This window comes from Peribacillus aracenensis (assembly GCF_025175645.1).
Taxonomy (GTDB): Bacteria; Bacillota; Bacilli; order Bacillales; family DSM-1321; genus Peribacillus; species Peribacillus aracenensis.
In genome coordinates this window covers 40464-66783 of sequence record NZ_JANZMJ010000020.1, presented here as the reverse complement: position 1 = coordinate 66783, position 26320 = coordinate 40464, and the positions used below count along the sequence as shown (strand labels likewise).

At 37.9% G+C, this 26320-nt stretch carries 26 protein-coding genes and 1 pseudogene; 15 read left to right on the top strand and 12 right to left on the bottom strand.

Translation table 11 applies throughout. The features are described from left to right. Nucleotides 1-360 precede the first annotated feature (360 nt). Together N0M92_RS18805 and N0M92_RS18800 are read left to right on the top strand one after the other, a co-directional pair. Nucleotides 361-1767, top strand: coding sequence for a processed acidic surface protein (locus N0M92_RS18805; RefSeq protein ID WP_260287271.1), 1407 nt, complete (start codon nucleotides 361-363; stop codon nucleotides 1765-1767). Nucleotide 1768: 1 nt separating this feature from the next. Continuing rightward, complete coding sequence (locus N0M92_RS18800; protein WP_260287270.1) at nucleotides 1769-2404, top strand: class D sortase; 636 nt, start codon at nucleotides 1769-1771, stop codon at nucleotides 2402-2404. Between the two features lie 109 nt (nucleotides 2405-2513). Here N0M92_RS18800 and N0M92_RS18795 read toward each other — a convergent pair whose 3' ends face one another. The 5 genes and pseudogenes from N0M92_RS18795 to N0M92_RS18775 all read right to left on the bottom strand — a co-directional run bounded on the left by N0M92_RS18795 (nucleotide 2514) and on the right by N0M92_RS18775 (nucleotide 6203). Next, nucleotides 2514-2921, bottom strand: coding sequence for a DoxX family protein (locus N0M92_RS18795; protein WP_260287269.1), 408 nt, complete (start codon nucleotides 2919-2921; stop codon nucleotides 2514-2516). Nucleotides 2922-3148: 227 nt separating this feature from the next. Next, a complete protein-coding gene (locus N0M92_RS18790; RefSeq protein WP_260287268.1) occupies nucleotides 3149-3295 on the bottom strand; it encodes a hypothetical protein in 147 nt (48 codons plus the stop codon). Between the two features lie 92 nt (nucleotides 3296-3387). After that, entirely contained in the window at nucleotides 3388-3606 is a 219-nt protein-coding gene (locus N0M92_RS18785; protein ID WP_260287267.1) for a hypothetical protein, read from the bottom strand. A gap of 242 nt (nucleotides 3607-3848) precedes the next feature. Then, complete coding sequence (locus N0M92_RS18780; protein ID WP_260287266.1) at nucleotides 3849-4430, bottom strand: YitT family protein; 582 nt, start codon at nucleotides 4428-4430, stop codon at nucleotides 3849-3851. 283 nt (nucleotides 4431-4713) lie between these two features. Next, a pseudogene (locus N0M92_RS18775) lies at nucleotides 4714-6203 on the bottom strand (DHA2 family efflux MFS transporter permease subunit). Between the two features lie 433 nt (nucleotides 6204-6636). Between N0M92_RS18775 and N0M92_RS29340 the strand changes: the two are divergent. Together N0M92_RS29340 and N0M92_RS18770 are read left to right on the top strand one after the other, a co-directional pair. After that, nucleotides 6637-6714 (top strand): hypothetical protein, encoded by a 78-nt coding sequence (locus N0M92_RS29340; RefSeq protein WP_311202575.1) that lies wholly within the window; start codon nucleotides 6637-6639, stop codon nucleotides 6712-6714. Then, complete coding sequence (locus N0M92_RS18770; RefSeq protein ID WP_260287265.1) at nucleotides 6704-6901, top strand: hypothetical protein; 198 nt, start codon at nucleotides 6704-6706, stop codon at nucleotides 6899-6901. The genes N0M92_RS29340 and N0M92_RS18770 overlap by 11 nt, the downstream gene beginning before the upstream one ends. Nucleotides 6902-7214: 313 nt before the next feature. Here the strand turns inward: N0M92_RS18770 and N0M92_RS18765 are convergent, their stop codons facing one another. Further along, nucleotides 7215-7379: a hypothetical protein gene (locus N0M92_RS18765; RefSeq protein ID WP_260287264.1), complete on the bottom strand. Its 165-nt coding sequence runs from the start codon at nucleotides 7377-7379 to the stop codon at nucleotides 7215-7217. 42 nt (nucleotides 7380-7421) lie between these two features. Then, nucleotides 7422-7928 carry a DinB family protein gene (locus N0M92_RS18760; protein ID WP_260287263.1) on the bottom strand — a complete coding sequence of 169 codons (507 nt, stop codon included), beginning with the start codon at nucleotides 7926-7928 and terminating at the stop codon, nucleotides 7422-7424. A 241-nt stretch (nucleotides 7929-8169) separates the two neighbouring features. Between N0M92_RS18760 and N0M92_RS18755 the strand changes: the two genes are divergently transcribed. The 3 genes from N0M92_RS18755 (at nucleotide 8170) to N0M92_RS18745 (ending at nucleotide 11510) form a co-directional block, all read left to right on the top strand. After that, nucleotides 8170-8376, top strand: coding sequence for a hypothetical protein (locus N0M92_RS18755; protein WP_076368693.1), 207 nt, complete (start codon nucleotides 8170-8172; stop codon nucleotides 8374-8376). 692 nt (nucleotides 8377-9068) lie between these two features. Then, nucleotides 9069-10442 (top strand): aspartate aminotransferase family protein, encoded by a 1374-nt coding sequence (locus N0M92_RS18750; protein ID WP_260287262.1) that lies wholly within the window; start codon nucleotides 9069-9071, stop codon nucleotides 10440-10442. A 207-nt stretch (nucleotides 10443-10649) separates the two neighbouring features. Then, a complete protein-coding gene (locus N0M92_RS18745) occupies nucleotides 10650-11510 on the top strand; it encodes a MurR/RpiR family transcriptional regulator (protein ID WP_260287261.1) in 861 nt (286 codons plus the stop codon). A 73-nt stretch (nucleotides 11511-11583) separates the two neighbouring features. Here the strand turns inward: N0M92_RS18745 and N0M92_RS18740 are convergent, their stop codons facing one another. Next, nucleotides 11584-12987 (bottom strand): amino acid permease, encoded by a 1404-nt coding sequence (locus N0M92_RS18740; RefSeq protein WP_260287260.1) that lies wholly within the window; start codon nucleotides 12985-12987, stop codon nucleotides 11584-11586. A 226-nt stretch (nucleotides 12988-13213) separates the two neighbouring features. On the opposite strand from N0M92_RS18740, the gene N0M92_RS18735 reads away from it, so the two are divergent. From N0M92_RS18735 to N0M92_RS18710, 6 genes are all read left to right on the top strand, one after another. Continuing rightward, nucleotides 13214-14014 (top strand): nitrilase-related carbon-nitrogen hydrolase, encoded by an 801-nt coding sequence (locus tag N0M92_RS18735; RefSeq protein ID WP_397443878.1) that lies wholly within the window; start codon nucleotides 13214-13216, stop codon nucleotides 14012-14014. Between the two features lie 325 nt (nucleotides 14015-14339). Next, nucleotides 14340-14936 (top strand): TetR/AcrR family transcriptional regulator, encoded by a 597-nt coding sequence (locus tag N0M92_RS18730; protein WP_260287258.1) that lies wholly within the window; start codon nucleotides 14340-14342, stop codon nucleotides 14934-14936. Nucleotides 14937-15058: 122 nt separating this feature from the next. Then, complete coding sequence (locus tag N0M92_RS18725) at nucleotides 15059-15784, top strand: aspartate/glutamate racemase family protein (protein WP_260287257.1); 726 nt, start codon at nucleotides 15059-15061, stop codon at nucleotides 15782-15784. Between the two features lie 136 nt (nucleotides 15785-15920). Further along, the gene (locus N0M92_RS18720) at nucleotides 15921-17240 is read left to right on the top strand and encodes a purine-cytosine permease family protein (RefSeq protein WP_260287256.1); all 1320 of its coding nucleotides are present in this window, start codon (nucleotides 15921-15923) and stop codon (nucleotides 17238-17240) included. A 25-nt stretch (nucleotides 17241-17265) separates the two neighbouring features. Beyond that, nucleotides 17266-18360 (top strand): DUF917 domain-containing protein, encoded by a 1095-nt coding sequence (locus N0M92_RS18715; RefSeq protein ID WP_076368701.1) that lies wholly within the window; start codon nucleotides 17266-17268, stop codon nucleotides 18358-18360. Beyond that, nucleotides 18360-19940 (top strand): hydantoinase/oxoprolinase family protein, encoded by a 1581-nt coding sequence (locus tag N0M92_RS18710; protein ID WP_260287255.1) that lies wholly within the window; start codon nucleotides 18360-18362, stop codon nucleotides 19938-19940. The genes N0M92_RS18715 and N0M92_RS18710 overlap by 1 nt, the downstream gene beginning before the upstream one ends. A gap of 382 nt (nucleotides 19941-20322) precedes the next feature. Here N0M92_RS18710 and N0M92_RS18705 read toward each other — a convergent pair whose 3' ends face one another. Beyond that, nucleotides 20323-20790: a DUF2306 domain-containing protein gene (locus N0M92_RS18705; RefSeq protein ID WP_260287254.1), complete on the bottom strand. Its 468-nt coding sequence runs from the start codon at nucleotides 20788-20790 to the stop codon at nucleotides 20323-20325. A gap of 326 nt (nucleotides 20791-21116) precedes the next feature. Here N0M92_RS18705 and N0M92_RS18700 point away from each other — a divergent pair, with 326 nt between their 5' ends. Next, nucleotides 21117-21467: a hypothetical protein gene (locus N0M92_RS18700; RefSeq protein ID WP_260287253.1), complete on the top strand. Its 351-nt coding sequence runs from the start codon at nucleotides 21117-21119 to the stop codon at nucleotides 21465-21467. 117 nt (nucleotides 21468-21584) lie between these two features. Here N0M92_RS18700 and N0M92_RS18695 read toward each other — a convergent pair whose 3' ends face one another. Both N0M92_RS18695 and abc-f read right to left on the bottom strand, forming a co-directional pair. Continuing rightward, nucleotides 21585-22418 carry a DUF2935 domain-containing protein gene (locus N0M92_RS18695; protein ID WP_260287252.1) on the bottom strand — a complete coding sequence of 278 codons (834 nt, stop codon included), beginning with the start codon at nucleotides 22416-22418 and terminating at the stop codon, nucleotides 21585-21587. 416 nt (nucleotides 22419-22834) lie between these two features. Further along, complete coding sequence (gene abc-f / locus N0M92_RS18690; protein WP_260287251.1) at nucleotides 22835-24472, bottom strand: ribosomal protection-like ABC-F family protein; 1638 nt, start codon at nucleotides 24470-24472, stop codon at nucleotides 22835-22837. A gap of 453 nt (nucleotides 24473-24925) precedes the next feature. Here abc-f and N0M92_RS18685 point away from each other — a divergent pair, with 453 nt between their 5' ends. After that, entirely contained in the window at nucleotides 24926-25696 is a 771-nt protein-coding gene (locus N0M92_RS18685; RefSeq protein WP_260287250.1) for a GH25 family lysozyme, read from the top strand. Between the two features lie 48 nt (nucleotides 25697-25744). Here N0M92_RS18685 and N0M92_RS18680 read toward each other — a convergent pair whose 3' ends face one another. Continuing rightward, the gene (locus tag N0M92_RS18680) at nucleotides 25745-25924 is read right to left on the bottom strand and encodes an H-type small acid-soluble spore protein (RefSeq protein ID WP_260287249.1); all 180 of its coding nucleotides are present in this window, start codon (nucleotides 25922-25924) and stop codon (nucleotides 25745-25747) included. Nucleotides 25925-26320 lie beyond the last annotated feature (396 nt).

Below are 26320 nucleotides of genomic sequence, written 5' to 3'. Positions count from 1 at the left end.
TATTTAGAATCCGCAGAAGAACTTGAGTAAGCCCTACAAAAAGCAACTCCCCTCTCAAACATTATTTTTCGGATTATTTCACTTTAGTTATGTTTAGTAGGCATACGATATTAATAATTCTATTATCTGGAGGTACAGAAGAGGGGTGATTTAATCCCCCTCTTTTTGTAATCGGTATATAAATAGGAAGAAATACGTCATTATTAGCAGAAACAGATGTATATGCGGTTAAAAAGCTTGTTACAAAGTAATTAAGGTATAAATTTTCCTATACTGGAAAAAATAACTTCATTGTTAAATTATTGTTATTGAATTATAATTTTCTAGAAACATATGAAATGTTATGAATAGGAGAAAAGTATGAAAAAACTGTGGACCATTTTAGTTTCATTTACGTTGTTAATTAGCTTATTTCCGCAATTAGCATCGGCAGCACCAAAGAAAAATTTTGAGCAAGAACTCACAAAGTATTTAAAAGAGGTAAGCCTTGTCAGGGGGTTTGAAGTGACGAAGGATGATATTGAAACGTCTCTTTCTTTTTACGATGAGAGTATTAAAAACTTTGAATCCATTGATGATCTTAAAGATGCCTTGGGCGAAGTTATTAAGGCAGATTTAAGTAATTTAGATGCCATTTATGAAGATTATAATCTAACTAATGAGAGCCTAATTAAACTGTTGCATGAAAATGGCGAAGAACTTGACGATTATATCTTTATCTGGGACCTCGATGAAGCTGTTTATTTCTATGCGGAAGAGGGCGATTTTGAACGTGATCCAAACTTTGACAAAGAATTTGTCAATTATTTAGCCAAGGTTAGCAAAGTAAGAGGCTTCGAAGTAACAAAAGAAGATATCGAAGCGACATTGGAACTCTATGATTTTAGCACGGAAGAATTCGAATCTGTTGATGAGCTTAGCGAATTCTTAGGTGACGTCATAAAGGCAGACCTAAGCAACTTAGATTATTTTAATGAGAACTATGGATTGGATAAACAAGCGTTGCTTCAATTGTTGAAAGAAAATGGTGAAGATATTAACGATTATATATACATAGATAATCTTGAAGAAACTGTTTGGAACCTTACTGGTGGGGGGATGGATGGTGAAGTTGCCGAAGGTCTCCTTCCTATTTTCGAAGAACTCGGACTAACGGAAGAAGAATTACAGAGGCTTGAAGACCACTTAATGTCTTTGGAAGAGCATCTTTCCAATCCGGAAACAATCAAGCGACTTGAAGAATTGGGCAACCGCATGATGGCTTTCGAGGAATTTGATGTAGCAACCGAGCTTACAGCTGAACAGATAGCTGAAATGGCATCAATCTATGAAGAATTACTTTCCATCTTTAAGCTTAAGGTCTCCTATTCCCTTGTGAAAAGCGGAACGGAATCACCTGTATCCCTTTTGGATTTAATGAAATTGGAAGAGCTAAAAGGTGCTAACCTGAAAATATCAATTTACTCTATTGATGGGAAGTTCTTGGCTGATCTTTTAATAACGGGTGAAATGGTCGATTCTGATACTCTTACCAATGCAGGCGGGCAAATAAAGGAATCTGCTAAAGAGGTGCAAAAGACTATTGAAAAGGCACCGGTTGCTAAACCAGTAAAACAAAAGATCAGCACTCATACTAATTCGGAACATCAAACTGTAAAAGGGGCTAAACTGCCAAATACCGCTTCCGATTATATCCCTAATGCTCTTTTAGGGCTTTGCATTGTCTTGTTCGGAAGCTTGATGTATCGAAGAATTAGGAAAGCTTAATATGAAACAATTAAAGAAAAGGCGGTTGCTTCTGCTTTCTTGTGCAATTGCCATCATTTTATTTGGGGTTTGGTTTTCCACATCCAATATGTATAAGTTTGCAAAAGGCTACTTTCTTTATAAGACTCATACTCCAACTAGCCAAGTGAATGAACCTGTACAGAAACCACCCAGTAGTGAGCCAATAAGTAAAAAAACAACAAAGAAAGAGCTATATCCTGTCCGCCCTGAAACGGGTGAAGAAATCGGGGAACTGTATATACCCAAACTAAAAGCAAAACTCCCTATTTTCCATGGCACAAACGAGGACGAATTGGAAAAAGGCGTTGGTCACTTTGCAGGAAGTGTACTACCAGGTGAAAATGATAATTCCGTTCTTTCCGGTCATAGAGATACGGTATTCCGTAAACTCGGGCAAGTTGGCGAAGGGGATTTGTTGATTGTAAGAACATCGGCAGGCGAGTTCACATACAAAGTCAACAAAGTTCGAATTGTGGATGAGGATGATCGAACCGTAATCGTACCAAAGCCACGGGCAACGCTAACCGTCAGTACCTGTTATCCCTTTGATTATATCGGGGCGGCACCTGAACGCTATATACTTGTCGCTTATTTGTCTTCAAAAAAAGTAAGTTAATAATATGCAGCTTTTATTACATGTTTTAAAAAAAAGAGTCCCGATAAGGTAAAACTTATAGGGGCTCTTTCCAATTTTTCTTATATGTGACGAGTTTGTTGCCAATTTATTATATTGTTAAGCTATCCTTATTGCTCAAAGTGCTCGATGTAGCGGAATTTAATATTTTATGGTGGTAAATATAAGAGCCGGCTATCAATATATATCCGATAATGAAAAGCAGCCATCCACTGGCAGGATCGCCCACTGATATGCTTGAATACATAGCACCCGTCAAATCAAATACAAAACCGGCATAAGCCCATTCCTTAATTCTCGGAAAACCTGGAATGAGTATTGCCACGACACCTAATAATTTGGCTATACCAATAAAGGGCAGGAGGTAGGTAGGATAACCTAAATGATTAAATAAAGCGACTGCATCGGGAACAGACATTATATCCGGAATAGAACCCAAAACCATTAGTGCCACTAAAAGTCCTGTGAAAATCCAATATATAATTTTTACTTTTTTCATTTATACTCATTCCCTCCCTTAAGTTGACAGTTAAATCATATTCCACTTTCCTTTTTTTAATGCATTCTATAAAAATTATTGAACATCAACAGTCGCAGCGCGATTCTTTAATAAGCATCGCGCCACGACTGTAGGCAAAGTCGAAGAAAAGCGAGTTTGCCTGCGTTTTTTTCTTTATAAATATTCAGATGATTTCAGAAATCGCACCGACGATTATACAGCTGAAATCATGGGTGTAACACGAATTCACGAGTAAACATGCTAAATTCACGAGTAAATGGCCCAAACTCACGAGTAAATGGGCCAAACTCACGAGTAAATGGCCAAAACTCACGAGTAAACAGCGCGAAATCATGGGTGCAACACGAATTCACGAGTAAACATGCTAAATTCACGAGTAAATGATGCGAAATCACGAGTAAACGGAGCGAAATCATAGGTGCAACACGAATTCAAGAGTAGATAGTCAAAACTCACGAGTAAACATGCTGAATTCACGAGTAAATGGCCAAAACTTACGAGTAAATGGACCAAACTCACGAGTAAATGGTACGAATTCACGAGTAAACAGCGCGAAATCATGGGTGCAGCACGAATTCACGAGTAAACATGCTAAATTCACAGGTAAATGGCCAAAACTCATTAGTAAATGATGCGAAATCACGAGTAAACGACGCGAAATCATGGGTACAGCACGAATTCACGAGTAAATGGCCAAAACTCATTAGTAAATGGTACGAAATCACGAATAAACAGCGCGAAATCATAGGTGCAACACGAATTCACGAGTAAATGATGCGAAATCACGAGTAAATGGCTAAAACTCACGAGTAAACGACGCGAAATCATGGGTGCAGCACGAGCAAAATATCGAAAGGGGGATATACTTGATCAATCTTTCCTGTTGCAGCACTTGTAGGTATGGTTTTATCTTATAAAAATGTTTATTGTCTTAAAAGAATTGATAAAGAAGACGCATATGCCGACACAGGAAATCGTGAGGAGTGAATACATTAGCTTTAAGTCATTCAATATAATAATTCCCGCAATTACAATGAGTGAATCAATAATAAAAATAATGATTCCAGGATTTGTCGCTGTGGTTTTAGAGATTAATAGTGCTAGTAAGTCCACTCCACCGGGGCTAATATGCTGTCTCAGCATAAAACCAACTCCAATCCCGATCGTCATTCCACCTATAATGGCACTCGTTATGATCGGTAGATGAACCAAACCGTTTAGTGGTGTTAGCCAATCAATAATGGTTGAAGTAAAAGCTAACCCAAGGATGGCATTGAAGAAATAAGACTTATCGTATAGAAGAGATAGAAGGTATATGGGAATGTTGATCATGATCATGGTATGTCCAACTTGGATTCCCCAAACATATTTGATTAACAGACTTATTCCGAATATTCCGCCATTTATTAGATGAATGGGGACAATGAACAGGTTAAGACCTACTCCAATGCAAAAACTTGAAAAAAGCAGAGTAACAAACTTTTTCATAAAAAACATTCCCCTTGTCCAAATCATTATCTTAAAATATATGAGAGCAATGTAAATATATACTTAGCTGTTTTTGGAATTACGATTGCTATTTGTGTATTGTTGGCTTTCCTCCCCAAATGAAATTTTAGGCAGCAGCATCAAAAGGAATGCCGTTACCTTGAGCATATGAAGCAATTTGGCCAAAAAAAGAGACACTCATAATAAGTGTCTCTTTTTTTGGCTTTGATGGGGCAAGTAAGTTTTATAGAATTTTTATTGTTTGGAAAAAAGCCTTGTTTATTCAAGCTCTTTTTTTCGATAGGCGATTTGTAATGGTATCTTCTTGCGGTGAAGTTTGCCGTATATAAAAGGCCAGTATGAATGCAATTATGGTCAAACCTGTTGCAATCATGAATGCATCATCCACTCCCATTACGCTACCTTGTTTAATGGCCATGGCCATTTGTGATGTATTATCTGGTGATATGTTCCTATGAGATAAGATTTCCTGAACATGCTTCGTTCCCTGGTTTGTCATGATGGAAACAAAGAATGCCATGCCAACAGCACCTGCTACCATTCTCAATGTATTGACCATTGCTGTTCCATATTTATTTAGGCTAAGTGCCAATTCATTTAATCCAGCTGTGAAGATAGGCATCATCAGTATCGACATTCCGAACATTCTGATAGTATATACCCATACCACATAAGAATAGGATGTATCTGTTTCTAGCCGCGTTAAAAGATAGGTTGTAATGATAGTGATGGCAAGTCCGCTCACCGCAAGCCATCTCGCACCAAATCGATCAAACAGCTTACCTGTGATAGGAGACATGATCCCCATTAAAATCCCGCCAGGCAATAGCATGAGACCGGATTCCATCGGGGTAAACCCACGGATATTCTGCATATAGATTGGCATGATGATCATTCCAGAGAACATACCCATAGTTGCGATGATGTTGATAATTGTCGTTAAAGTGAACATCCGATACCGAAAAATTCTAAATTCCAAAATAGGATGAGATACAGTAAATTGCCTCCAGACAAATAAAACTAAACTGATTCCTCCAACAAGGAACATCGTCAGTACTTCGGGATTGCCCCAGCCCTTGGTACCGCCTGTAGCAAATCCATATAGAACTCCGCCGAATCCGATAGTGGATAGAATTACACCCATTTTATCGAGTTTAGGCCGACTCGTTTTCCCTACTTTCTTGATGATGAAAATGGCAAAGATGAAGTCAAGCAGTGCAAATGGGAAAATGACAAAAAACAGAACCCGCCAAGAGTAGTTTTGTATAATCCATCCTGATAACGTCGGTCCTACAGCAGGGGCAAAATTCATCGCAATACCAAATATACCCATTGCGAAACCGCGTCTATTAGGTGGAAATAAAGTGAAAATCACATTTGTAATCAAAGGGAATAAAATCCCTGCACCAGCAGCTTGAACCACACGTCCGATCAATAAGACGGAGAAACTGGGGGAATACCACACAGGAAAGTTCCTAAAGCGAAGAGTCCCATCGAAGCAAGATAGAGTTGCCTTGTATTGAAACGTTCCATTAAGAAAGCGGTGATAGGGATGACAATCCCATTGACCAATAAGAAGATTGTAGTAAGCCAGTTAGCTGTTGCAGCTGATATTTCAAAATGATTCATTAATTGAGGCAATGCGATATTAATTAATGTCTGATTTAAGAAGGCGACTAGAGCACCAGCCAGCATCACCGCAAACATGGGACCCGTACGAATTTTAGTGATGGCTGTTTTGTCGTGATTCATTATTATGGTACGTCCTTTCCGCTAAGGTAGTACGTATTGTACTGCCTGCTATTTTTAAAATTATAGAAATTAAAGCGAATTCATTAAGAAACCAGCCTATATTTTCCAATGATATACAACATCTTAAGGAGATTAATCGCAATTCACGGATTTTGGAGGCGTTATTCTTTATTAACAACTTACTTGACAATAACCAGGATATATTCTTATTTTTAAGAAATCCCACAGTTTAACATCCATTCTACAGGTATATCATACTTCTAACAATAATCACCAATATAATACTTACTACGTATCAGAAAAGTTGTTCGACTTAAGTTTAAATACTTTAACATTCTATCATTCGTATTCACTAAAAAATAGTTAATTGATAAAAAGGTGTGATAGATAATAAAAAGAACTTTGTGAAACTTATAACGTAAGTTGCTTTACCATACGAAAAGGAATAGAGGAATTGGTGAAGGAAGGGACACTGACACGGATTCCGCGCAGGGGTACCTTTGGCATCTAATAAGTTCCATAACGAATTGTTATCCATAAGTGGATTTTCGGAGTTTAGTCATCAGCTTGGGATGATACCTAATTCCCGGATTTTAATAAGTGAGGTCATACCAGCGCCAAAAGATATTGCAGGTCATCTCCTCATTGAAGATGGTAGCCACGTTCTCGAACCTGAGAGACTCACGTATGTAAAATGATCGAATGATCGTACGCTTTGCTACGATACCGCTCATTATTCATTCATTCGTTTTCCGGATTTAGAGAAGAAGGTTGCAAGGGATGAATCAACTTATAAAATCCATACAGAATTAGTCAATAACGATAACATTATAGACGTGATTTATTGGTGCCAATTTATTTAGAATATTAAAGATCGCCTCCTATGCAAACGACTGGCCTGTGCATCTCTCAACGTTCATGTGCGAAACCAACAAAGTCAATCTGACTGTTCATCGGGCAAAATAGGTCATGCCAAATTATTGGCATGACCTATTTTGGTGTATTGCTCCTTTAACTCTCATCTTCCATTCCTTCTTCTTTGATCATTGCATATAAAATATCCTTACAATTAAAACATAAGATTTTCTTGTTATCTAACAGAATACCGTTCAGAAATCCAGCAGTACAATATACATTACGTGCACAGCGAACACAAGTGCCAACTAGTTCGTCCATCGATACATCCCCTTATTCAGGAATCGGATATAGTTTGGTTTTTTATTTTGAATAAAGGTAAAGGCCAAAATCTTGCATAACGGAAGTGTGCCCCATTTGCCGCAACATGGTAGCAATGTTGCCACGATGATATGATCCGTGTGTGACAACGTGTAATACCGATTCGGAAATGGTAGTTTTAAGTAACCCAGCATATGGGTTATCCACGACAATTATCCTTTTCATATCCTCTGTACTCAGAAGTGCTTTGTTTCTTTCGTATAAGTCCAGAAATATTTTTTTCATTTCCTCAATACTTTTCTTTTCCACCTCTTCTCTTAATTGATTGGAAAATGCCATTGCTTCATCCATACTTTTACCTGTGATAATGTCAAACCACGCATAATCCGTGAGATAAATATGAGACAACACTTTTGATACGGACGAAAAACCACTCTGAATTTCCTTATGATAAATGTGCGGTGGAAGCTCATTTAACCGGTCGATGATGACCCCATTTGCCCACGAGTGATAGTTATACATTTCTAATACTGGCTCAGGATGAATCATTAAAAAAACCCCCATATTCACTAATTTTTTCGTATTGAACAATTTATGCAGTAAAAACAAAAAAATTCAGGTGAATTCAATGAAGGCTATTTATTAATATGCTGTTCCTCCTAACGTGCATGCGCTCATCGCGAATTTCCAATGTATAAAGGTAATGCGAACTACTTATCATCCTGAGTATTTTTTCTTGCAGGAAAAAAGCTCCTTATATCGAACTGATAGTAAAGGAGATGGTATTTTTATGAATCTGAGGATCAAATATAGGCTTTATATCCATGTAGACGGAAAACTTATTCCAGAACAGTATGACCGATACGAGATACTAAACGTCAGGGAAGGTATAGATCCAAATGATACTAAGGATTACCAAGAGCTTATTAGTAAATTGAGTAAGTCGATAAATCGACCCCTAAGTGAATTTGAAATAAAAAACTATGAAACAATGTAAGTGAAGTTACGTATTCTGAAATTTTCTTCTTCGTTAGAACGTAAATCAAAATATAGAAGAGAAAAAATTTAAAGTGAACTTTTGATTTTAAAAATGTGATGAGTCTCCCCCCTTGAATCTGAGCACGCCTGATGAACCTCTGGAAATATGTAATAGATACAGCATCCCCAAAAAAACGACGGTGGTATTGGATTGCTGCGGTAGAGGCCATGGAGACACAGACATGATTGAAGTGCATGATAAATAACGCCAATTAAGCGTGCCATTTCTTGGTGCGCTTAATTGGCGTTTACTCATTAAAATCAGATATTCGTCGAATCGCTTCATCAAAATGGACTGGCATTTATATTTCTGAGATCTTAATAATAAACAAAAATCTCCTTATTAACCTTGACTTTGTAATAATTATTTCATATTATATTTTATAATGAAATGTTTATTTTAATAATTAGAAAATTCACTATGGGTACTACAGGAAGTGAGTGAGAAGCCGGAATGATGGTTGTGGAAGCAATTTCAAAGTGTATAGCTTACTATCTTTTATCTTCTTATGGTCGGGCTGGACCTGGTTGCTTAATCAAGGTCTGAAAATACCCACATTTAATAGAAGTTTTGATTAAATTAAAAAAATCGCTTCTATTAGTTATAAAATACTTCGCATGAAAAAAATCTATATTAAGGGGAAATTCATTATGATACTACAAAATAAGGAGCTATTATCAGAAAAAACGAAAAAATCAGCTGATTTATTTGAAAAAGCTTGTGACGTGATTCCGGGCGGTGTCACAGCACATATTAAATATTTTCCTCCACATCCTATAATGATGGAAAAAGGAAAAGGCAGTAAGTTATATGATGTAGATGGCAATGAATATATCGATTATTTATTATGTTATGGAGCTCTTATATTAGGGCATGGTCATCAACAAGTATTTGATGCTGTGACAAAACAAATGTTAGAGTCCGGAACGACCATATTCGGTACGCCTCACAAGATGGAAACAACAATGGCGGAAAAATTAGTAGGGCTATATCCTGGTATTGAAATGGTTCGTTATACGAATTCAGGCTTGGAAGCGACACTTCTTGCAATTCGTACCGCGGTTGCTTATACCGGAAAACCGAAATTGGCAAAGTTTGAAGGACATTATCATGGAGGATACGATCAAGTATTAGTGAGTGTTAACCCTGATATGGATCAGGCAGGTAACGCAACAGCTCCTAAAGCGGTAGGAGAATCAAGAGGAATACCAGATTACTATATTGAAAATACCGTCATTCTTCCATTCAATGATTTAGAATCTACCGAGAAGATTTTACGTGCCCATGCACATGAATTAGCAGGTGTTATTTTAGAGCCAATTCAAGGAGGGTTCATACCTGCTGAACAAGAATTCATGGAAGGACTTCGCAGAATAACAGAAGAACTCAATATAGTGCTTATTTTCGATGAAGTAAAAACAGGATTCAGGATATCGATTGGGGGGGCACAAAAAGTATATGGCATTAAACCGGATATCACTACATTAGGAAAAGTTCTGGGCGGCGGATTCCCAGTAGGGGCCATTGGAGGTAAAAAAGAAATAATGATGATTACCTCTGCTAGTGGCGGACGAGATATTTTAACAGCTGGAGCAGATAATGCAGATAAACAAAATCCGTTATATCATAGTGGAACATACAATGGCCATCCAACCATTTTGGCTGCCGGTTTAGCAACTATTGACTTATTGGAACAAGAAGGAACAATGGAAGATTTGTTTGCTAAGACGCAATCTTTACGTAAGGAACTTGAGAATGTGTATAAAAAACATGGCTTATACATGCAAACAGTCGGGATGGGCAGTATCTTTAACATTATCTTAGCCGAAGGCCCGATTAAAAATTATCGTGATATGAGCAGGGCAAATACGAAATTAAGAAAAGAGATTGACTATGAGTTATTAAAATTAGGTATTTATACAAAGCCGCTAAATCGTTATTCGATGTCTGTTGTACACACGGAGGAAGATATTCTTCGAACTGTGGAAGCGCATGACGAAGCCATTGGACGGATCCTGAAATAATTCAGCTTAACTGAGTGTCAGATGAGAAAGCAAAAGGCCCGATCAAAGCGATTTTAATTGATCAGGCCTTTTTTAATTCCACCATGGCTCTTGCAATTAACTTGACAAAAAAGGATGAAAAAACCTATTGTTAAATTATAATCCTTCACAAAAAGGAAATAGCTACTCCTACAATACATAAATATAAATAAAGGGGCGCTCTTTTTAATGTCAAACGTCTATCAAAACATCGCTGGACAAATAGGGGAAATGAGCAAGTCCCATGTGAAAATAGCTACATATATTTTAGAGAATCAAACGACCGTTCCTTTTTTTACAGTTGGAAAATTAGCGAAAATGGCAGGGGTCAGTGATGCCACCGTTGTGCGGTTTGCAACCTCGCTTGGCTATTCAGGCTATCCAGAGATGCAGCAGTATATGCAGAATTCCGTTAAGCAGCAGCTGACAACGACAGAGCGGTTAAAGATGTCCCAAAAGGTATACAATAAAGAGTCTTCGGGGGTATACGAAGTTTTCCAGGATGACATCGCAAACATAAAATCCACTATGGAGAAATTGGATGAAGATGCATTCCATGAAGCAGTGAAATGCTTATTACAAGCGAGAAGGGTTTATGTTATCGCAAACCGAAGTGCCACATCACTAGGCGTGTTTTTGGAATATTATCTTCAAATTGTTCTCAATAATGTGGAACTTCTGCAGTCATTGGAGAATTCATCGGAAAAGTTATATAATTTAAGTGAAAAAGATGTAGTGATTGGTGTCAGTTTTGCACGATATACGAAAAGCACAATTCAAATGTTTTCTTTTGCAAAGGAAAAAAATGCGACAACAATAGCCATTACTGATAATCTTCTCTCACCGCTTATTCCTCATGCGGACATTCCGTTGACAGCATCCAGTCAGATGCCTAGCTTCATTGACTCTTTCGTTGCACCATTAAGCTTGATTAATGCTTTGATCATGTTTGTCGGAAAAGAGAAGCAGGAAGATATACACGAGCGATTAGAAGTTTTGGAAGACATCTGGGGTCATTTTGATGTTTTTCAAAGAAAGAAAATGGAATAAAAAGAAGCCTTACTTTCCCAATGTGGAAGAGTAAGGCTTTTTAATTTATCACATAATGATATTCCGCCATAGCTTATTTCAATGGAGGCAAATTACTGGTTAGTTTACTTTTCTCCTCTGCGCTACTGATTTTCTTTTTTCCGAAAAAATGAGTCAACACAATGATTACCCCGGTTAGTAATAGTGTTGAATATAGTTGGCTTCTTGTAGATTCGATAAAAGCCATGGAAATTAAAATGATGGAAATCCCCAGGATCGTCGCATATGTCAAATATGGGAACAACCACATCTTCACTTTCAGGGCATCGGGATTCTCTCTTTCCAATCTATTTCTCATCCTCAACTGAGAAATGGAAATAACCAAATAAACTAGTAATATAATCGCTCCTGATGAATTAACGAGAAACAGAAAAACTAATTCAGGCGAAACATAACTCATCACTACAGCAATATAAGAAAATATGGTAGCTGCAAAAACAGCTCTGGCAGGTACGCCATTTTTATTCAACTTACTAAAATATTGTGGGGCATCCCCTTTTTTTGCTAAAGAGAAAAGCATTCGAGATGTTGTATATAATCCAGCATTTAAACATGATAAAACAGCAGTTAGTACGATGAAATTCATGAGGTGAGCTGCAAAAGGAATGCCTAGGTTTTCTAAAACGGCAACAAATGGACTTTGTAATACATTAGCAGAATTCCAAGGAAGTAATGTCACAACTACGGCTATTGAGCCTACATAAAAGATCAAGACACGCCAAATTGTACTATTAATGGCTTTAGAGACAGACTTAACAGGATCCTTTGATTCAGCTGCTGCAATGGTCGCAACTTCTGTACCGGCAAATGAGAAAAATACAGTGATGACTCCCACGAAGACGGAACTTACACCATTAGGGAAAAATCCCCCGTTTTGTACAAGGTTAGATATTCCAACCGTCGATTCTCCTGAAAATCCGAATATATAAGATACGCCTAAAATCAAAAAGGCGATGATGCTCGCTACTTTAATCATGGCAAACCAATATTCAAATTCTCCAAAGGATTTCACTGAATAGATATTTGTTAAGGTCAAAGCAATTGTCAAGGCCAAAGCAAGAAACCATAAAGGAATACCTGGGTACCACATATTGATGATGGCTGCACCTGCAATGGCTTCAATGGCAATAACGACAACCCATTGGAACCAATAAAGCCACCCAACTGTTGTACCTGCCCAAGGGCCGATTGCGTCCCGGGCATATTCTGAAAATGAACCACTTGATGGATTGGAAGTGGCCATTTCGCCAAGGCTCTTCATAATCAAAAACACTAAAACACCGGCAATTACATAAGAAACCAAGATGCCAGGCCCGACCTTATGTATGGCAGCGCCACTACCTACAAAAAGACCTGCACCAATGACACCTCCGATTGCAATCATTGACATGTGACGAGAACTGAGTGATTGTTCTAAATCATTCTGTTGTTTTTTCATGTAAGACCTCCCTGAAAAATGTTGTGTAAAAGCTTACAATTACCCTAACCGAAACTGGAGTGATTATAGTTTACACAATTTTTAGATTTTTTGAAATAAAAAATTCAAAATTATATACCAAAAGAAATAATCATTGCTTAATTAAAGAAAATAAAATATTATTAAATTTAACACAGGTTTCTAAAAAATCTGATAATTTTCATTTGCAGAAAAGGATGTGCTTTTGTTGATTAAGGTTGCTGCAGTTCAATTACAAGCTATCCCTGGTGAAAGGGATAAAAATATTAAAAATTGTATAGAAATGGTTGAAGAGTCGGCTAAACAGGGAGCTGAATTAATCGTATTACCTGAACTTTGGGTGAGTGGTTACTATTTATCGAAGGAGCAATTCGAATCGTTGCAAGAGGTTTCGACTGGAGAGACTGTTTCATTATTTCAAAAGCTCGCTAAAGAGTTAAAAGTAATACTCATCGTCCCATTTGTTGAGGGGGAAAATGGAAACCTTTACATATCCTTAGCTGTAATTGAGTCAACAGGGGAAGTCATTGCCACTTATCGAAAATCATTTTTATGGGGAAGAGAGAAGGAGATATTTACTCCTGGTGAGAAAGTCTATAATGCAATAGAAACATCGAAAGGGAAAATAGGTGTACTTATTTGTGCAGATATTGAATTTCCTGAACCAAGCCGAATTCTAGCTCTTCAAGGTGCAGAACTTATTATTGTTCCTTCAGTATGGAGCTACGGAGCTGAAACAAGATGGGATATTCAACTTCCGGCACGTGCACTCGATAATACGGTTTATATTCTTGGCGTAAATACGGTTAATGAGGGAAGTTGCGGAAAGAGTAAACTTGTTGCTCCGACCGGTGAGGTCCTATGTGAAGCTTCAAGATCAGAGCAGAGTATTCTAATTCATGATGTGGATTTTTCAATTATATCAGAGGTACGAAATGAAGTTCCTTATCTGGATGATTTAGACAAGAAATTGTGGCCAAATGTTTCGTTATTTGCTTTGGGAAAATAGATTTTTCGAAATTCATTAAACGAATTATGTGGGTCTATAACTAGAATCTTATAAAAGTTTATTAAAATCCATTTTTCATTATTAAATGATTAATGGATTTTTTGTTTTATTAGGAATTATAAGCAAAATAATTTTTGAACCATGAATTATCGTTATAGAACATACTAGATTACAATATTTCCTATCAAAAGGTCAATGTGCTGATCTCGGTGCAACTACTGTTATCACAAGAATAATTATTATCGCGGATGATTTTTCAGAAAATTATTGTTTTTCGGAAAAATACGCTATATAATTTACCTAATAAACGTTAGGTGGGGATGAATTGAAAAAGCAAGAATTGATAGATGCAGCCCTTTTGCATTATTCACTACATGGATATCAAGGAGCTACCATGAAGAAAATTGCGGATGAAGTGGGAATAAAACCAGCATCCATTTATTTTTTTTATAAAAACAAAGAGGAATTATTTATTGCCGCTTTTCAACAATTACTTGATAACCATTTAGCCGAAATGAAACGGATTTTAGCTAAAACGAGTTCACGATCAGTTGATCAGATTTTTAGTGAAATGCTTCATGGAATCGTCAAGTATCACAAAGATGATGAGCGAGGGACCATGGCGTATATATCGTTGGTTACGTCACCCATTCCGGAAATCAAACTATATTTACAAAAGTATTTGTTGCATTTTAATGACTGGATGGCGAGTTCACTTGAGGATCTTTTGAGGCAGAGGTATTCGGGCATTTCCGCAGACGAAGTGGACCAAATCATTAAGCAATATGTTTTACTCGGGAATGGATTGTTCTGGGGTATAAACTTGTATGAGGGACAAGATTTAATGGAACAAGTTCATATTGCAGATCGATTCATCAGCTCCATGTTTAGTGATATAGAGAGAAAATATGTCCAAAAGTGAATAATAAAAAGGTCTATTGCAGAAATGGATTAGTTGCTAAAAGGGGGTGATATAAATAATGAAATCATGACAAGAAATAAAAATGGTTAGCGGGTCTATTAAAAACAAAGGAGTGTATTCCAATGAAAATTAAAGTGATCATGCCGGTTATATCGGATATTTTTAATGAAGAAATTAGAAGAGAGATTAAATCTTATGTTTCTGAAAACACTGAAGTAGGAGTTTGCAACCTTGATTATGGACCTGAATCAATTGAAAGCGAATATGATGAGGCACTATGTATACCTAATTTCCTGGAAAAAGCAAAGCAGGCTGAAGAAGAGGGGTATGAGGGTGTAATTAGTGATTGTTTTGGAGATCCAGGTGTGAAGCCTGCAAGAGAAATATTGGATATTCCCGTTGTTGGGCCGTGTGAGTCTTCCATGCTTGTTGCGAGCTCATTAGCAAAATCCTTTTCGATTGTAACGGTGCTGCCTAATGTTGTGCCCATGATTGAGAACATAAGTAAAACCCTAGGTGTGGATGGGAATGTCGCTTCCATACGATATGTAAATATTCCTGTTCTGGAAGTTCAAGACAAGGAAAAGTTAAAATGTGCGTTGTTTGAAGAAATGATAAAGGCGATTGAACATGACAATGCCCATGCTTTAGTGTTAGGGTGTACAGGCTTTATGGGTGTTGCAGCGGAGCTTCAGGAACGATTATCGCAAAGAGGTTATGATGTTCCGGTTATTGATCCCGCATTTGCAGCTACAAAGATGCTTGAAATCTTAATTGCTATGGGGGTTAAACAAAGCCGCTTGACCTACATGACTCCACCTTCTAAACAGAGAGTAAAAAATTCATAAACTTTTTTAAGAAAAAGAAAACCAACGACTCTTGCAAAGTTAATTAACGGAATATTCTGGATATTAAATTTAAAAAGGCAGGGAAATCTCCAAGTTGATCGATAAAGCTAAGGAGTAATTCATAGGGGGTGAATTTATGGAAGATCATACAAAGTTGGGTGACGATTACTCTCTATCGAGAGTTCCACAAAATGCGAGATTGCCAATGTGGGATATCATGATTGTCAGAGTCGGTGCTCTAGCTACACTTTCTCAATTTATGCTAGGTGCGGCATTAGGATATGGAATGACTTTTTGGCAGGCGTTTTGGGCCATGATGTTTGGAAGTGTCATTTTACAAGTTATAAGTTTTCTAATCGGTTATGCTGGTGCACGTGAAGGCCTTTCAACTAGTCTATTGTCGCGTTGGACAGGATTTGGCAGGTATGGTTCAAGTATCATTGGCGCAGTCATCGCTTTTTGTACAATTGGCTGGTTTGGAGTACAGAACACTGTTTTTGCTAATGGATTGGTTGAAGCCACCAACGGTAAATTGACCCTCCCATTTGCAGCTGCCATTACCGGATTAGGCGTTACTGTTCTGGTTATATTTGGCTTTAAGCTATTAAGCATGACAGCCAAGATTACCGTTCCTGCTTTTCTATTGGTGGTAGGGATTGGCATCTATCAAGTTCTTAGTGATCATTCCATTTTCAGTTTAATGGGAACGCCGCCTCCGGGAGAGAGTCTTTCTCTGGGCGTGGGTGCAACAATGGTTGCTGGAGGATTCATTATAGGTGCTGTAATCACACCTGACTTCAGTCGGTTTGCCCGAAACGGTAAGGATGTTTTTTGGATGACTACCATTGGTACACTTGTGGGTGAACTTGGTGTAGGAATGATCGCTGTGTTAATGGCCCATGCAGCAAAAACGAGCGATGTTGTCAGCATCATGCTACAAACGTCTGGCTGGCTTGGCGCTGCAGTTGTCGTTTTTTCCACAGTGAAAATTAATAACGTAAATTTATATTCCTCTTCTCTTGGCTTTACTAATATTTTCGATTCGGTTTTTAAGGTCAAGATGAATCGAGGACTCGTTACACTTGTTATTGGTGCTATCGGCACTTTGCTTTCCATTATGGGCATTCTCGATAGATTTGTAGACTTCCTTGTTTTACTTGGAATCATGATACCTCCAATAGCCGGAATTATGGTGGTTGATTACTTCGTGCTTAGAACGTATCGAAAAGCCCTTGATGAAAGCAGGGAGAAAGGAACATTGCCATCTGAGCCTGAAAAATTGAATCCAGTTACATTAGTTGCCTGGGCAGCAGGGTTTGCAAGCGGCTATTTTATTACAGTTGGCATTCCATCTATCAATTCCCTTCTAATAAGCGGCATTATCTATTACGCAGGTGTGTTATTTATTAAATCCATCAAAGGAAAAAAAGAGAATAGGGATCATATCGCATCATAATTTTTGAAAATCGGGGGTTTTGAGAATGAGGAGATTAGGTAAACAGGAAATTGAAGATATTGCAGTAGGTGCGGCTTTACTCGGAACGGGCGGAGGAGGAGATCCTTACATTGGTAAACTAATGGCTTTACAGGCAATTGAAGAATACGGGGAAATCACATTGTTGGATGTGGATGAAGTTCCTGATGACGCATTAGTAGTTCCTTCCGCGATGATGGGAGCACCGACGGTAATGTTGGAAAAAGCTCCAAGTGGTGAAGAAGCAACAGCCGCTTTCAAAAACCTCGAAGCTTATTTAGGAAAAAAGATTTTTGCAACGATGCCGATTGAAGCAGGCGGAGTGAATTCGATGGTGCCACTTGCACTTGCTGCCAAGCTTGGCTTGCCTGTAGTGGATGTTGATGGAATGGGAAGAGCATTCCCGGAATTGCAGATGGTCACTTTTTATTTGGATGGAATTGCAGCCACGCCGATGGTCCTTGCGGATGAGAAAGGCAATACGTCACTGCTCTCAACCATAAACAATGTCTGGACAGAAAGGATTGCCCGTGCAGCAACGATTGAAATGGGCGGTTCCACCATGACAGCCATCTATCCAATGACAGGAAAGAATATAAAGGAAAGCGGAATTAGAAATATACTAAGTTTGGAGGAACAAATCGGTAAGACAATAAGGCTTGCAAAGCAAAACAATGTTGATCCAATAAAAGAAGTGTTGAATAAGGCGGACGGGTTTGAATTGTTCCGTGGAAAAGTGAGTGATATCAACCGCAAGACAGAGGCGGGATTTGCTAGAGGTGTGGCAACATTCGAGGGAATCAATGAGTATAAGGGAGAAAAACTCGAGGTGCGATTCCAAAATGAACATTTAATTGCGCAGACAGAGAAACGCTTGCTTTGTGTCACTCCAGATTTGATTGCCGTGCTTGATGCGGAAACAGGCTTGCCAATCACTACTGAAGGGATCCGGTATGGAGCAAGATGCGTGGTGATCGGAATGCCATGCCATCCTAAGTGGCGAACGGAAAAGGGAATTGAAGCTGTAGGCCCAAGATACTTTGGCTATGAAGTAGGTTATGTACCTGTTGAAGAACTAGTGAAAAAAGGAGGGATAGCATAATGGGTGTTTATCGAATAGGAATTGATGTCGGGGGAACCCATACAGATGCCGTGCTTTTAGATCAATATAATCAGGTCATTTCGGAAACAAAATCGCATACAACGGAGGATGTTTCCATTGGCATCTATACAGCAATGAGAAAAATAATCGATGATGCAAAGGTTCCGCGGGAGCAAATTAAGTATGCAATGCTGGGTACGACCCATTGTACAAATGCTATCGTTGAACGAAAGAGATTAAACAAAATCGCAGCAATCCGTATTGGTGCACCGGCTACTTTAGCGGTTAAACCGCTGATCGGCGTACCTGAAGACCTCTGCGCAGTACTCGGAAAATACGTATACCTAATCCGCGGCGGGCATGAATATGATGGCCGGGAGATTGTTGAATTAGATGAAGCTCGTTTGTATCAAATTGCCGAGGAAATCAACGGGAAAGTGGATTCGATCGCGATTACTTCTGTCTTCTCACCTGTATCGCAATCACATGAACTAAGAGCAAGTGAAATTTTCAAAGAAGTGCTGGGAGAAGAAATTTCAATATCTTTATCTTCAGAAATTGGTTCAGTCGGTTTACTGGAAAGGGAAAATGCGACGATTCTTAATGCTGCTGTCGTAAATGTCGCTAAAACAACTGCTGACGGATTCATCAATGCCCTGAAGAACGAAGGAATTGAGGCAAAAGTATTCTTTTGCCAAAACGATGGGACATTAATGTCAATTGAATATGCGGTTAAATACCCAATCTTCACTGTTGCTTGCGGTCCGACTAACTCATTAAGGGGAGCATCCTATTTGAGTGAGTTAACAGATGCAATCGTTGTTGATGTTGGGGGGACAACAACGGATATTGGTGTCCTGGTTCAATCGTTTCCAAGGGAATCTTCTTTGGCAGTAGAGATTGGAGGAGCCAGAACAAACTTCCGGATGCCTGATTTAATTTCGATTGGACTTGGCGGAGGGACAATAATCCGCATAGGAGATAATGGAGAGTTCACAATTGGGCCGGACAGTGTCGGTTACCGACTGCCAGAAAAAGCCTTGATTTTCGGAGGTGAGACTTTAACGACAACTGATGTTGCTGTGGCACTTGGAAAGGTGGAACTTGGTGATGCTTCAAAAGTGGCCCACCTTGATAAGGAATTATTAAATAGAGTCTATTTAAATATGGTCAACCTGGTCGAAGAAGCCATTGATAAGATGAAAACAAGTGCTGCACCAGTGCCTGTCATTCTCGTTGGAGGTGGAAGCATCCTTTTACCTGAGGAATTAACAGGTGCATCTGAAGTCATACGCCCATTACATTCAGGTGTAGCAAATGCCATTGGATCGGCTATCTCCCAAGTTAGCGGGCAGATTGAAAAAGTATATGCACTAGCTGAAATTGGAAGGGAAACAGCATTGGAACAGGCAAAGGAAATAGCGATGTCAGAAGCGATCAGCGCCGGAGCCGATCCCGAAACGCTTGTTATTGTCGACATAGAAGATGTACCTTTAGCATATATGCCTGGGAATGCAACCCGTATTCGTGTGAAAGCAGCTGGTGATTTAGCCCAGTCTGAATTGAATGAACTGGTGTAGCAGGCAGAGGGCTGTAAATTAGCTAACTATCGTGCAGAAGAAGCTTTGTTTTTTCTAGTAAGTGGAAAAAGCGGGCGCTATGAATAGTGGAGTTGACGAATTATTGTACTTGGTATTGAGATTAGATTACAAATTACCAACAACAAACCATGGTTGGCATCTCTGAAATAGTAGATATTTGCTTACACAGATAAATAAGCTTATACACTAACTTGTTTGCCGAATAACAATGAATATAAATGTATTCGTTTGGCGATAATTATATTATTGTACTACCCCCTAAGTGGTACTCCTCCATTGTTAAAAGCCCCTCTCTTGATCGAGGGGCTTTTTTTATGTTGGGGTTTGTTAAATGAATTTGTAGGAGCTTTTTGGACTGTATTTAGATAGAATTGGATTTTTTATACTTCTTCCCAACCAAAAGTATCAGTGGTGAACCTATAATGCTTGGAAGAAACCAAAAAATTAATGGGTTCCATTCATTCAAGATAGTTATATTGGGTACATTCACTACAAGAATTGCAGTACAAATAGCGATATAGGAACCGAGCATCCCGCTAATATGAGAGGCAATCCAGTTTTTCCATTTCTTCTTAGCAGCAAGATAGCCTATAAACGCGAAAGAATATGAAAATATCCCAATGAAAAATAAATATGCGCTGCTTTCCCAATTCAATATTGCCATTGTCAGGGATGTGACAAAGAGTACAACATATGCACTGTGATAAATTTCACCACAAATTGTATGCATACCTCTTTTTTTCTTTGAAGACATAGCACCTATTCCACTAATAAGACATATTGCTCCAGCGAAAATATGAATGAATAGGATGATCTTAAAGATAAGCATCTTTCCCTTCGTTAAATAATCATTATCATAACGTAACAGATTAAATACTTATTTATTATAATACAAATATTTACCAAAAACATGATTGTTAATTTGCAAAAAACAAAATCAATTTAGTTAGGGAAGATGAGTTTCCATACAATGGAACATCCTTTACAAAAATTCTTCAGGCGCTGTATACGCTGCGGAAAGCCGTCAGTCAATCTGTTTTTATGAGTTGAAAGTGCAGTGCCCCTTAAAAAGGCAGTAAGCGTAGTCCTTTTTAAGGAGAAAGGAGGATTTTACGTTTCATTTGAAGAATGTTTTGACCAATGGGGGTGGAATGATTGCGACAACATATTGAACAGGACTTATCTAAAGATGATATTTTTAGAATGATTGTTAAGCACCTTGATGTATTTCCGTTGACTAGTCTAGAGGCTATTAGAGAAGTGATCAGAAGTTCATTAAAACAAAGAGGCTTGATAGGGGGGATGAATAAACAAACAGGAACCGCTAATGTAACATATAACCGGAAAATATCAGACCAGGATATCCAGTTATTAAATGATTGTATTTGTGACCTTTTATATAGCCGCGTTATCCAACCTGGTATTGACGATGATAATCGGGATTTACCATGGATTTCTGTTTCTGATAAAGAGAAACTTAAAACATTGGTAAACTCCCTTTCTTAACTTTTTACATATAAAAGCCCTTCTCTAATCGAGAGGGGCCAATTTTTAATTGAATATATTAATCCATAAAAGGAATTTTATAAAGACCAGTTATTTTTCTATATCCTTCATACTCAATTAATTGTATGTTTCACCTGTAAGGTGGGATTCAAACATATCGATGATTTCAAGGAAATGTTCAGCTTCACGGAAAACGTGATCCGCCAATAAAGGATGGATAATGCTCTTGATTTTGCATTCTTCGATTAAATCTCTGGCGGTTTTCTTAAAGTCTCGAAGTGATACGACGGAAACACGGTTCTGATCTAGAAATTGATCCAAAAGAGGAGCAGTTTGAGATTGCGGTTTCATGGACTCTAAGTCTACAGCTTGAAAGACTAATTGATCAAAATCATTGCTAAAATTACGCGCCATATCCACCAGCTTTCTTTCCGACGGATCAAGGAGATGTCCGATGAATTTTGCATGATCCGCCATGATCCTTAAAAAGAAAACATTTTCTTTGATGATGGCATCTGCAAGTGGTTTCATTTTACCCTCATTTAATTCTTTTAATCGTTTTCTGAAATAATTGGCTTCCCTGCTTGTATGGTCGACTAAAAGTGGGAAATTGTTTGCACCAGGCAATTTACAGGTGAGTATCAGCCCCAATACCTTCCTTTTGAATAAAAATATTCCTGTAGCAGCTTGTTGCACTTCCGAGTTAAATATCCTGATCTGTTCAGGATCAGCTTGATTTGTTAATGTATGGGATTGTTGTTCTATCCGTTCAAATAAATGATAAAACTGATTAGCCTCCTCAATTAACTGCGTATCTTCACATCTAAAACCTAGTCTTAAAAATAACGAGTGTTCCTTCATAATTCTTGACCAAAAACGAATCTCATCCAAAGAGCGGGCAACAAACATTCCCGATTTATTCCTCATAACTTCCTGTATGTCCTCATTCATAACTAAAGCCTCCCTTTTAAAACAAAACCATCATTAAATCTTATTAACAAAGGGACATTAGTATACTCCTCAATTTGAATATAAATAAAATTACTAATATCCCTTTAGCACCTCAAACCAATTGGTACTTGATGGCGTTTTTTATGACGAGTTCAATCTCTTGAAGGGGAGTACCATGATCCATCCATGTTCTTGAAGAAAAACAAGCGGGTATATGTGATTTTTGCATTTTAGCGAGAAGGGAAAATGGATATTGAACATAGGATGGCACCAAAAGCATGTAACAATGGAGATTCAAAGGGGGAATCGTATACCGTGGACTACTCGGCAACCATTCTGTATAAAAAAAACCCTTAGACTTTATCTAAGGGTTCTCGATTTTAATCCAGCAGTTACATTAGGCTACAATGGATTAGTCATTTGTCACTAAGTTCATTTATTTTTTTCGTAAGCTCATTAAACTTCTGATCGAGTTCTGTGTAGGCTTTATCGTTTGGAGTCATAAAGCTAAGCTTTCCCAAAACTTCTTGTCTTTCTGTTTCAAGTGTTAATCTTAGTTCTTCCAAATCATCTCTTTTTGAGGATGATTCATACAATTGCTTTTGTATGTGATTATTTGAAATGATAAGTTTGCTGCTTGTGATTTTTTCGAGAAAATATCGATCATGCGAAACGACGATTAGCGTACCAGTATACTGTGCTAAGGTATCTTCAAGTTGTTCCCGTGAAGCTAAGTCCAGGTGATTTGTCGGTTCATCCAAAATAAGCACATCTTTTTCTTCCAGGATATATTCCATTAACTTACATTTAACGCGCTCACCCATACTCATGTTCTTAATGGGTTCTGTCCATTGAGATGCCGTGAAGCCTAAATGCTTCATTAAAGTTTGAACGTTCCCTCTCGACTCGAAAGTTTCTTTATGAAATAGCTGGGAGGGTGTTAGTTCTAATGGTAAATCAAACACCTCTTGCGTCAAATAGCCAATTTTTGCAGATGGCGAAATCCAAACATTGCCCGCAAAATTTTCCCGTCCAAGAATTATTTTTAATAATGTCGTCTTTCCGCTGCCATTGGGACCTATTATGGCAACCTTCTCCCCATGCTGTATCGTGAAATTGACGTTTTTAAATAGCGTGCGCTCGTTAAAAGACTTAGTTAAATTCTTGACTTCCAAAAACCGTTTTCCCGACTTGTTTTTTGCTTTAATTGAAAAGCGTACAGTATAGTCGGATTCAACAGGTTCAGCTTTTGCTTTTTCAAGCTCTTTTTCAAGACGCTTTTGTTTAGATTTTACCTGTGCATCCATTCGTTTTGCTTTTACGCGATAGTATTCCTTAACTCCTTCTTTTTTCGTCGATTGGGAATGGGCTTTTTTCGACCAAGAAGTGATTTCATTCATTTGTCCCTCAATCCGTTCAACCATTTTTTGCTGTTTTTCATATTCACGTTGTTGTGTAAGTCTTTTCTGTTTGCGAACTTCCATATAACTAGAATAATTCCCTCTGTGTTCAATTAGCTTTTTATCTTCAATCGACCAAATTTTCGTTGCAACAGCATCCAAAAAATAACGATCGTGCGAAACAAAAATGATGGTACCTCTATAATTTTTTATTTGTCCCTTAAGGAATTCTATACTGTCTTCATCAAGGTGGTTCGTCGGTTCATCTAATAGTAAAAGGTCTGCATCTTTAGAAAGTCCTTTTGCAAGTCGGGCTTTCAGTTTTTCTCCCCCGCTTAATTGTTGGAATTCATGGCCTGGTACATGCATTTTATCAAGTAATTTAACTTCGGAAGGGGTCTTATCTTCGGAAGGATGCGATACGACTTCTTGTTCAACCATAAAAACTTTCAAGTCTTGCTGCAGCCATTGGATTTGTCCGCGTACAGGCTCTAAAGCATTGTTAATTAATTGCAACAACGTAGACTTACCGGCACCATTTTTGCCAATGATACCGATGATTTCCCCTTGTTGTACACTTGCATGTATATTTTCGAAAATGTTTACGTCCATTACTTCATAGCTAATATTGGTTAATTTTAATAATTCTTTCATATAATTCATCCCTCTCCTTAATGGGAGGATAAAAAAAATCCTCCCAATTCATATGGAAGGATTAGCCGTACCTGTGCATTGTCAAATAAGAGCTATTTTGAATATAGCTCTGTAATTTATAGAAAATGGGCAGACTAATCCTATTTCGTTTGATTTGAAATATGCGATTTCAAATTTTAAAAAATAAGATTAGTTAATCATCGGCCACCCATCATCCCTTCTGATATTAATAAAATCAGTATAGCATAAATTCATCTTTGAAAACAAAAGGAAACGGCTTATTTTTTTCCTTTCATTCCCAAAAGATTTATTATTGTTTTAACTCCATCAAATATCTTATTATAAGGTGGGCAATAGGACGGCATTTTTCCTAAATGCTGTGTTTATAAGGGCTTAGTTAAATTCAATAAACATTTACCGCCATAGGGTTGTTTCCGTAAGGAGGACATTAATATGGAATATATAAAGGGAATCGATGTTTCACATTGGCAAGGTGCCATCCATTGGGGGGAAGTTGCAAAGGCAGACGTGAAGTTCGTGTTCATTAAAGCAACAGAGGGAACGAGTTATTCTAAGTTATCTTATTTCAAAGAAAACGCACCACAAGCATTGGCAGCGGGATTGAAAGTTGGGGCCTATCACTATGCAAAGTTTGCAACTGTTGCAGAAGCAAAGGCTGAGGCAGCTTATTTTTTAGATTCAATCAGATCTTTTGCTTTAAATTACCCTGTTGTACTGGATCTTGAGGAAAATAAAAAAAAGGCAAAGAAAAAAACGCTGACCGATGCAGCAATAGCTTTCTTAGAAGCTATTGAAGAAGCTGGATACATGGCTATGCTGTATACCGGTAAATATTTTCTTGAAAATAATTTAGATGAATCAAGGTTGACGAATTACGCTTTGTGGATTGCCAGATACAACAGCACGTTGGGACGTAGCGCAGATATTTGGCAGCATTCTGATTCGGGTAAAATAAGCGGCATCAGTACAAAGGTGGACTTGAATATAGCCTATAGGGATTTTACAAATACAATAAATGCTTTTAGGACACACAACACCCGTGCTTGGAAAGCCGAAACAACCACAACTTATACAGTAACAAAAGGCGACACACTTAGCTTCATTGCAAAAAAACATAATACTACGGTAAAATCTCTTGTTAGTCTTAACGGAATTAAAGACCCCGACAAAATTTATATCGGTCAAAAATTAAGGTTGAAATAAGTAAAGGCTCTTCTCATGACGAGAGGAGCTTATTTTTAAATATATTCCTTATATTTCATTAAGTTCGTCAATTGCTACTTCTGATCTTTCCTCTAATGGTCCTCTCAAATGTACTGTAGCCGTTCTTCCATCTTCATTTAAATTATCAATCCACACTGAGGTGCCATTATATCTCACCTCAATGTCGGATGAAGAAGAAAGTATCTGTTTTACACGCTTAACATCCACATATATCCCTCCCTGCTGATTAGTCTACCTATTATTTGGGGAGAGGCTTAATTTTATTCGTTCATTCAGGGATTAATGTTGTAACTAAATCATTTAAGCACGATGATGTTTAACGCTTTTTAATTATGTTTGTTATGAAAGGTGATAATTCTTAATCTTAACAATAAGTTTATCTGCCGGAATGGATAGGATTGTAAAAAGAATCTTAAGGTGATGAATTTGAAAAAAACCAGACTGGAATTCCAGATTATATCAAGGGGCAAAGACTAAGATTATAGAGCTAACGGCTGCCTGCTTTCAATAGGGGAGTCGCCCCCTATTCAAATGGAGTTAATGGAACGGAAGGGTTGAATAAGGAAGTAAATAAGATGGGACAATATTGGAGGAGAAAATATT